At 67.7% G+C, this 9487-nt stretch carries 6 protein-coding genes; 1 reads left to right on the top strand and 5 read right to left on the bottom strand.

What is annotated here, in order from left to right; genetic code table 11:
- The 3 genes from N415_RS23560 to N415_RS23550 all read right to left on the bottom strand — a co-directional run.
- Nucleotides 1-214 (bottom strand): hypothetical protein (locus N415_RS23560; RefSeq protein ID WP_152531544.1); only part of this gene is annotated, 214 nt, incomplete at its 3' end.
- Nucleotides 215-221: 7 nt separating this feature from the next.
- Nucleotides 222-1232 carry a PHP domain-containing protein gene (locus tag N415_RS23555; RefSeq protein ID WP_068187250.1) on the bottom strand — a complete coding sequence of 337 codons (1011 nt, stop codon included), beginning with the start codon at nt 1230-1232 and terminating at the stop codon, nt 222-224.
- Between the two features lie 22 nt (nt 1233-1254).
- Complete coding sequence (locus N415_RS23550) at nt 1255-1686, bottom strand: hypothetical protein (protein ID WP_068187248.1); 432 nt, start codon at nt 1684-1686, stop codon at nt 1255-1257.
- 51 nt (nt 1687-1737) lie between these two features.
- Here N415_RS23550 and N415_RS23545 point away from each other — a divergent pair, with 51 nt between their 5' ends.
- Complete coding sequence (locus tag N415_RS23545; RefSeq protein WP_068187246.1) at nt 1738-2589, top strand: LLM class F420-dependent oxidoreductase; 852 nt, start codon at nt 1738-1740, stop codon at nt 2587-2589.
- A gap of 371 nt (nt 2590-2960) precedes the next feature.
- Here N415_RS23545 and N415_RS23540 read toward each other — a convergent pair whose 3' ends face one another.
- Together N415_RS23540 and gltB are read right to left on the bottom strand one after the other, a co-directional pair.
- Complete coding sequence (locus tag N415_RS23540) at nt 2961-4427, bottom strand: glutamate synthase subunit beta (protein ID WP_068187244.1); 1467 nt, start codon at nt 4425-4427, stop codon at nt 2961-2963.
- The gene (gltB, locus tag N415_RS23535; protein ID WP_068187242.1) at nt 4420-8997 is read right to left on the bottom strand and encodes a glutamate synthase large subunit; all 4578 of its coding nucleotides are present in this window, start codon (nt 8995-8997) and stop codon (nt 4420-4422) included. Before gltB ends, N415_RS23540 begins: the two co-directional genes overlap by 8 nt.
- Between the last annotated feature and the right edge of the window lie 490 nt (nt 8998-9487).

Raw genomic sequence — 9487 nt, 5'->3', positions numbered from 1 at the left:
CACGGGCGGCGGCGGTGGCGGCGGCGGCCTTGTCAACACGAGCAGCACGCCTGGCGTCGTCGGCACTGACGGTGCCGTGAGCGGGGCAGGCGGCGCCGGCGGCCATCCTGGTGCCAACGACGGAGGTCACGGGGGCGCCGTCGGAGCGGGCGGCCTCGGCGGGCTCGGCTTGGGTGCCCTCGGCAATGACGGGGGCACCGGTCAGCCCTGACATACGACCGCTACCCGACTGACCCCGTCCACTCCAGTAGCTTTTCGCCAGGCCAGGTGTTGACGATGCGTTCGGTCGGCACGCCCACGTCCAGCGCGCGCTGGGCGCCGTAACCCAGGAAGTCCAGCTGACCGGGCGCGTGCGCGTCGGTGTCGATGCTGAACACGCAGCCGATCTCCAGCGCCAGCCTGAGCAGCCGGGTCGGCGGGTCGCGGCGCTCCGGGCGGGAGTTGATCTCGACCGCGGTCCCGTGGTCGCGGCAGGCGGTGAACACCGCCTCGGCGTCGAACTTCGACTCGGGACGGATGCCGCGGTTGCCGGAGACCAGCCGCCCGGTGCAGTGGCCCAGCACGTCGGCGTGCGGATTGGAAACCGCGCGCACCATGCGACGCGTCATCGCGGCCGCATCCATCGACAACTTGGAATGGACGCTCGCGACGACGACGTCGAGGCGCTCGAGCAGTTCGGGTTCCTGGTCCAGGCTGCCGTCCTCGAGGATGTCGACCTCGATCCCGGTGAGGATGCGCATCGGCGCGAACTGGTCGCGCAACCCGTCGATAACGTCGAGCTGCTTGCGCAACCGCTCGGGCGACAACCCGTTCGCGATGGTCAGCCGCGGCGAATGGTCGGTCAGCGCGCAGTATTCGTGACCCAGCGCCGACGCGGTGGCCATCATCTCCTCGATCGGCGCCGACCCGTCCGACCAGTTGGAATGCAGGTGCAGGTCCCCGCGCAGCGCGGCGCGCAGGTCGCCACCGCCGAGATCCTCGACCGCCGAGCGCAATTCGACGAGGAGGTCCGGTTCGCGGCCGGACCAGGCCTGGTCGATCACCTTCGCGGTCTTGGGCCCGATGCCCGGCAGCGTCTGCCAGCTCTTGGCCTGGCCGTGCCGCTCGCGCGCGGCGTCGTCGAGGCCCTCGATGATGTCGGCGGCGTTGCGATAGGCCATCACGCGCCGGGGGTCCTGGCGGCTCCGGTCCTTGTAATAAGCGATCTGCCGCAGGGCGGCTACCGGGTCCATGGCTCCAGTGTGCCCGGCCCGGTCACAAGAATTGGCCCGCGACGAACCCCGCGAGCAGCACGCCGAAGCCGCCGATCTCGCCGGCGATGAGCAGCACCATCGTCACTTGCAGGCCGCGGCCGGGGTTTTCGAATTGGTTGACGGTGTCGCGCCGCGCCCCGTGGGTGATGTAGCCGAGGATGGCGGCGACGAAAAAGAAGACGACGACGCCCGCCGCGGTCAGGTTGACCCACGCCGGCCAGGCGCTGAGTTCGACGAACACCGCCAGCAGCAGGGTCGCGAACGAATAGAGCAACGCCGCCCGGTGCGCGATGTCGACGTACGGATGGGCGCGATGATCGTCGGCGGTCATGATCTGGCGGTACTTCCAGACGCCGAGAACCAACGCCAGCAGGAAGATCAGCCCGGCGGCCAACAAGGTGATCCTGGTGTCGAATCCGAGCGCGCCGGTCATCGTCCCGAGGAGTTTAGTTGCGCTTCATAAAGATCGACTAACGTCGGTTGCATGCGATTCGCGTTCAAAACCTCACCCCAAAACACCACCTGGGCCGACATGCTCGCCGTCTGGCAGGCCGCCGACGATATCGAGGTCTTCGAGTCCGGCTGGACGTTCGACCACTTCTATCCGATCTTCTCCGACAGCAGCGGACCCTGCCTCGAGGGGTGGACGACGCTGACCGCGCTGGCGCAGGCGACAAAGCGGTTGCGGCTGGGCACCCTCGTCACCGGCATCCACTACCGCCACCCCGCCGTACTGGCGAACATGGCCGCCGCGCTCGACGTCATCTCCAACGGGCGCCTCGAGCTCGGCATCGGCGCCGGGTGGAACGAGGAGGAGTCGGGCGCTTACGGCATCGAGTTGGGCTCCATCCGGGAACGCTTCGACCGGTTCGAGGAAGCCTGCCAGGTGCTGATCAGTCTGCTGAGCGAAGAGACGACGGACTTCGCCGGCAAGTACTACCAACTCAAGGGCGCCCGCAACGAGCCCAAGGGCGTGCAGCGCCCGCACCCGCCGATCTGCATCGGCGGCAGCGGCGAGAAGCGCACCTTGCCGATCACCGCGCGCTACGCCCAGCACTGGAACTTCGTCGGCGGTCCGCCCGAGCTGTTCGCGCAGAAACGCGACGTGCTGGCCGCGCGGTGCGCGGACATCGGGCGCGACCCGAAGGAGATCACCATGTCGGCGCACCTGCGCTTGGAGCCGGACCTCAACTACGGAAAGGTCATCGAGGACGCGGCGGCGCTGGGTGCCGAAGGGCTGGACCTCGGCATCGTCTACCTTCCCCCGCCGCACGACCCGGCCGTGCTGGAGCCATTGGCGGAGGCGATTCGCGATTCCGGACTGTTGGATAAGTGAGGGATAAGTGAGGTCGCTCTGCCGGCCTCACGCCGAGCAAACTAACTTGTGCGCCGCCGGCGCGTGAACCTGGTGTTTACACCCCGAACAGCATCAGTTCTTCGGCGGTGATCAGACGTTCATGTTTTGCGGGGAACTCGCGGCTCTTTACCGGGTGACGCAACCATGACCAGGCGATTCGCCCCATTCTCGATCGGGGCAACGGGTTGACATGCACAGTGACCACTCCTGCGATCGGTCCGTTCCTGCGGGACACCCCCCGTGACTGCTACCCGATGAGGCCCACAGAGAACCATTAGACAACAATCGTCTGGCAAACGTGGGCAGAAACGCCGAATTGAATTCTTCTGTTTCTGGTGTGACTGATGTGACTATGTCAGCGGGGCCGCGGTGGGCTTGATCGGCGCCGGAAGCGCCGTCGAACCCATCAGGAACCGGTCGACCCCCGCCGCCGCGGCGCGGCCCTCAGCAATCGCCCAAACGATCAATGACTGGCCGCGACCCATGTCCCCGGCAACGAAGACGCCGGGGACCGAGGTGTCGAAGTCGGCGCCGCGCGCGACGTTGCCGCGCTCCGTCAGCTTCACGCCGAGATCGGTGAGCAGACCCTCCTTCTCGGGGCCGACGAACCCCATCGCCAGCAACACCAGATCGGCCTCGAGCTCGAAGTCGGAGCCCTCGACCTTGACGAACTTGCCGTCCTGCATGGTCACCTCGTGAGCCTTGAGTCCGGTCACGTGCCCGTCCTTGCCCACGAACTCCTCGGTGTTGACCGAGAACACCCGCTCGCCGCCCTCTTCGTGCGCCGATGACACCCGGTACATCAGCGGATAGGTCGGCCACGGGGTCGACTCGGCGCGCGCCTCCGGCGGACGCGGCATGATCTCGAATTGGTGCACCGCGATCGCGCCCTGCCGGTGGACGGTGCCCAGGCAGTCCGCCCCGGTGTCACCGCCGCCGATGATGACGACCTTCTTGCCCTTCGCGGTGATCGGCGGCTCGCCGTCGGGACCCAGGACGTCGTCGCCCTCCTGCACACGGTTGCCCCAGGGCAGGAATTCCATCGCCTGGTGGATGCCGTCCAGCTCCCGGCCCGGGATGGGCAGGTCGCGCCAGGCGGTGGCCCCGCCGGCCAGCACCACCGCGTCGAAGTCGCCGCGCAACTGTTCGACGGTGATGTCGACGCCGACGTTGACGCCGGCTCGAAACTCGGTTCCCTCGGCCCGCATCTGGTCCAGCCGCCGGTCCAGGACGCGCTTTTCCATCTTGAATTCCGGGATGCCGTAGCGCAGCAGCCCGCCGATGCGGTCGTCGCGCTCGAACACGGTCACGCTGTGGCCGGCGCGGGTCAGTTGCTGGGCGGCGGCCAGGCCCGCGGGGCCGGAACCCACCACGGCGACGGTCTTTCCGGTCAGCTTGTCCGGGGGCAGCGGCACCACAAAGCCTTCGTCGAAGGCGTGGTCGATGATCTCCAGCTCGATCTGCTTGATCGTCACCGGATCCTGGTTGATGCCCAGCACGCACGCCGGCTCGCACGGGGCCGGGCACAGCCGCCCGGTGAAGTCCGGGAAGTTGTTGGTGGCGTGCAGCCGTTCGATCGCGTCGCGCCAACGGCCCTGGCGCACCAGGTCGTTCCATTCGGGGATCAGGTTGCCCAGCGGACATCCATTGTGGCAGAACGGAATACCGCAATCCATGCAACGGGTTGCCTGATGGCGCAGGGTCTCGTCGTCGAAGTCTTCGTAGACCTCGTTCCAGTCGCGCAGTCGCAGCGGGACAGGCCGGCGCTTCGGCAGTTCCCGATGTGTGTATTTCAGGAAGCCGGTGGGGTCAGCCATGCGCGGCCGCCATGATCGCCTTGTCGACGTCGATGCCGTCGCGTTCCGCCTCGGCGATTGCCTGCAGCACGCGCTTGTAGTCGCGCGGCATCACCTTGGCGAAGTGCCGGTGCTGGCCGGGCCAGTCGGCGAGGATGCGCTGCCCGACAGCGGAATCCGTGGCATCGACGTGCGCCTGGATGGTGCCCCGCAGGTACTCCAGGTCGTCCTCGTCGAGCGCCTCGAGCTCGACCATTTCGGCGTTGAGGTTGTTCGGCAATTCGCCCTCCGGGTCGTATACGTAGGCCACGCCGCCGGACATGCCCGCCGCGAAGTTGCGGCCGGTGCGGCCGAGGATGACGACCTTGCCTCCGGTCATGTATTCGCAGCCGTGGTCGCCGACGCCCTCGACGACGGCGTGGGCGCCGGAGTTGCGCACCGCAAACCGCTCGCCGACGACGCCGCGCAGGTAGGCCTCCCCGCTGGTGGCGCCGAACAGGATCACGTTGCCGCCGATGATGTTGTCCTCGGCGACATAGTCGGCCGGCGCGTTGTCCGACGGCCGGACGACGATCCGGCCACCCGACAGTCCCTTGCCGACGTAGTCGTTGGCGTCGCCGTACACGCGCAGCGTGATGCCCCTCGGCACGAAGGCGCCGAAGCTGTTGCCGGCGGACCCGTCGAAGGTGATGTCGATGGTTCCGTCGGGGAGACCCTGGCCCCCATAGGCTTTCGTCAGCTCGTGGCCCAGCATGGTGCCCACCGTGCGGTTGACGTTGCTGATCGTGGTGGAGAACCGGACCGGCTTGCCGGAGTCCAGCGCCTCGCGGCTCATCACGATCAGCTGCTGGTCGAGCGCCTTGTCCAGGCCGTGATCCTGCCGCGAGCTGCAGTACAGGTCCTGGTTCATGAATGCCGACTCGGGCTCGTGCAGCACCGGCGCCAGGTCCAGCTTGTGGGCCTTCCAGTGCGCCCGCGCCAGCGTGGTGTCCAGCGACCCCACCTGACCGACGGCCTCGTTGAAGGTGCGGAAGCCCAACTGCGCCATGTACTCCCGCACCTCTTCGGCGATGAACATGAAGAAGTTCTCGACGAACTCGGGCTTGCCGGTGAACCGCTCGCGCAGCACCGGGTTCTGGGTGGCGACGCCGACCGGGCAGGTGTCGAGGTGACACACCCGCATCATGATGCAGCCGGCCACCACGAGCGGGGCGGTGGCGAAGCCGAATTCCTCGGCACCGAGCAGCGCACCGATCATCACGTCGCGCCCGGTCTTGAGCTGCCCGTCCACCTGGACCACGATCCGGTCACGTAACCCGTTGAGCAGCAAGGTCTGTTGCGTCTCGGCCAGCCCGAGCTCCCACGGGGCGCCCGCGTGCTTCTGCGACGTCAGCGGCGTCGCGCCGGTGCCGCCGTCGTGCCCCGAGATCAGCACCACGTCGGCGTGCGCCTTGGAAACACCGGCGGCGACGGTGCCCACCCCGTTTTCGGAGACCAGCTTGACGTGCACGCGCGCGGCCGGGTTGGCGTTCTTCAGGTCGTGGATCAGCTGCGCCAGGTCCTCGATGGAGTAGATGTCGTGGTGCGGCGGCGGCGAGATCAATCCGACACCGGGCGTGGAGTGCCGCACCTCGGCCACCCACGGGTACACCTTGTGGCCCGGAAGCTGGCCGCCCTCACCGGGTTTCGCGCCTTGGGCCATCTTGATCTGGATGTCGGTGCAGTTGGTCAGGTAGTGCGACGTCACGCCGAAGCGGGCGGAGGCGACCTGCTTGATCGCGCTGCGGCGCCAGTCCCCGTTGGGGTCGCGGTCGAATCGCTTGACGTCTTCGCCGCCCTCGCCGCTGTTGGACCGGCCGCCGAGGCGGTTCATCGCGATGGCCAACGTCTCGTGCGCCTCGGCGGAGATCGAGCCGTAACTCATTGCCCCCGTGGAGAAGCGCTTGACGATCTCGCTGGCGGGCTCGACCTCTTCCAGCGGAACGGGGGGTCGCACGTCGCCGCGGAACTTCAGCAGTCCGCGCAGCGACGCCAGCCGCTCGCTCTGGTCGTCGACGAGGCGGGTGTACTCCTTGAAGATCTTGTATTGCCCGGTGCGAGTGGCGTGCTGCAGCTTGAAGACGGTCTCCGGGTTGAAGAGGTGGTACTCGCCCTCCCGGCGCCACTGGTACTCGCCACCCACCTCGAGCTCCCGGTGGGCGCGCTCGTCGGGCCGGTCGAGGAAGGCCAGCTTGTGGCGGGCGGCGACGTCGGCGGCGATGTCCTCCAGGGTGATCCCGCCGGTCGGGCAGGACAGCCCGGTGAAGTACTCGTCGAGCACGTCCTCGGAAATGCCGACGGCCTGGAACAGCTGCGCGCCGGTGTAGGAGGCCAGCGTCGAAATGCCCATCTTGGACATGACTTTCAGCACGCCCTTGCCGGCCGCCTTGACGTAGTTGTTCAGCGCCTTGTCGCGGTCGATACCGTCGATGACCCCGCGGTCGAGCATGTCCTCGATCGACTCGAACACCAGATACGGGTTGATCGCCGCCGCGCCGAAGCCGACCAGCGCCGCCATGTGGTGCACCTCGCGGGCGTCGCCGGTCTCGACCACCAGGCCGACGTGGGTGCGCGTCCGGTCGCGCACCAGGTGGTGGTGCACCGCAGCCACCGCCAGCAGCGACGGGATCGGCGCCAGCTGCTCGTCGGATCCACGGTCGGACAGGATGATGACCCGCGCGCCGTCGGCGATCGCGGCGGATGCCTGCGCACGCACCTCCTCGAGCGCGGCGGTCAGCCCGGCGCCGCCCTCGGCGACCGGGTACAGGCAGGGAATCACCTTGGACCGCATGCCGTGTGGGCGGCCGTTGACCTTGTCGTCCGGGTTGAGGTTGACCAGCTTGGCCAGCTCGTGGTTACGCAGGATCGGCTGCTGCAGCACGATCTGGTGACAGGAGAACTCGTCGGGGTTGAGCAGGTCGCGCTCGCCGCCGGTGGTGCCCTGCAGGCTGGTCACCACCTCCTCGCGGATGGCGTCCAGCGGCGGGTTGGTCACCTGCGCGAACAGCTGCTGGAAGTAGTCGTAGAGCATCCGCGGGCGCTGGGACAGCACGGCGACCGGGGTGTCGGTGCCCATCGAGCCGATCGGCTCGGCACCGGAGCGCACCATCGGCGTCACCAACAGGTTGAGTTCCTCGTAGGTGTAGCCAAACGTCAACTGGCGCTTGACGAGTCGCTCGTGCGGCATCCGGGCGTACTCGCCCTGCGGCAGGTCGTCGAGCGGAACCAGGCCCTTGTCCAGCCACTCCTGGTAGGGATGCTCGGCCGCCAGTTCTGCCTTGATCTCCTCGTCGGCGACGATGCGGCCCTGCGCGGTGTCCACCAGGAACATCCGGCCGGGCTGCAGCCGCATCCGGCGGACCACCCTGGCCGGGTCCAGGTCGAGCACGCCGGCCTCGGAGGCCATCACCACCAGGCCGTCGTCGGTGACCCAGATCCGGGAGGGGCGCAAGCCATTTCGGTCCAGCACGGCTCCGATGATGGTGCCGTCGGTGAACGTTATCGACGCGGGGCCGTCCCACGGCTCCATCAGCGAAGCGTGGTACTGATAGAACGCCCGCCGCGCGGGGTCCATCGACTCGTTGCGTTCCCACGCTTCGGGAATCATCATCAGCACCGCGTGCGCCAGGGTGCGGCCGCCCAGGTGCAGCAGCTCGAGTGCCTCGTCGAAGCGCGCCGTGTCGGACGCGCCCGGGGTGCAGATCGGGAACAACTTCTCTACGTCGTCCCCGAAGAGGTCGGTCTTGATCAGCGCCTCGCGGGCCCGCATCCAGTTCTCGTTGCCGGTGACGGTGTTGATCTCCCCGTTGTGCGCGATGCGACGGAACGGATGTGCCAGCGGCCAGGACGGGAAGGTGTTGGTGGAGAAGCGGGAGTGCACGATGCCCAGCGCGCTCGTCAGCCGATCGTCTTGCAGGTCAAGGTAAAACGCCTTGAGCTGCGGGGTGGTCAGCATGCCCTTGTAGATGAATGTTTGACCGGAAAGGCTTGGGAAGTAAACGGTTTCGCGACCGGGGCCGTCTTGTCCCGGGCCCTTGGTCCCCAGTTCGTGCTCGGCGCGCTTGCGCACCACGTAGGCCCGCCGCTCCAGCGCCATGCCGGAGTCGCCCGTCATGAACACCTGCCGGAAGGTCGGCATCGCGTCGCGCGACAGCGCGCCCAGCGACGAGTCGTCGGTGGGCACGTTCCGCCAGCCCAGCACCTGCAGGCCCTCGGATTCGGCGATCTTTTCCACCGCCGCGCACGCGGCCGCGGCGTCCTTGGAGGACTGCGGCAGGAACGCGATGCCGGTGGCGTAGCTGCCCGCGGGGGGCAACTCGAACTCCACGACCTCGCGCAGGAACGCATCCGGAACCTGAATCAGGATGCCGGCGCCGTCACCGCTGCGCGGCTCGGCACCCTGGGCGCCCCGGTGTTCGAGGTTGAGCAGCGCGGTAATCGCCTTGTCGACGATGTCGCGGCTGCGGCGGCCGTGCATATCGACGACCATGGCTACCCCGCACGCATCGTGCTCGAACGCGGGGTTGTATAACCCGACGCGCTTGGGCGTCATATGCACCTGACCCTTCACCAAACGTTCTTCGCTGCCGTTACGAGCGGCTCCGGTGGGCCCGCAACCCGCGAGGGTTGCGGGTCTCGGACCCGTTGGCCCCTTCGGTCTTGCCGATAGGCTGTGCCCCAGGCGGGATGATCCGTTGTTGGAGATTCGTCCGTGCAGCGCTGAACGGTGGCCTGAAGCTGGTTTCGACAAGTCGTAAAACGATATGACAATACCCGCCTGACATGCCAACTTCGTTAAGTCTAACCGGCAACCGGCGGCGGCGTAAATTCGTCGCGGCGGGCGGTCGACGACGGCGCCGACATGGGAGTTTTGGGCTTCGACTGTCCCGACCCCGGCATCGATCCTAGCCGACCGGCGGGGGTGATCACCAATTCGGCCAAGTTTGCTGTGATCGCGCCCACGTGCGGCGGGGTCCGCGCCGGCCCTACTCACCAGCGTGCTCAGCGGTCGGCGGACCGAATCGCGGCCGGGCGGCGGCCGA

The organism is Mycobacterium sp. UM_CSW (assembly GCF_000455205.1).
Classification (GTDB): domain Bacteria; phylum Actinomycetota; class Actinomycetes; order Mycobacteriales; family Mycobacteriaceae; genus Mycobacterium.
Note: the sequence above shows the minus strand (reverse complement) of the source record. Positions and strands in the feature narration are given on the sequence as shown.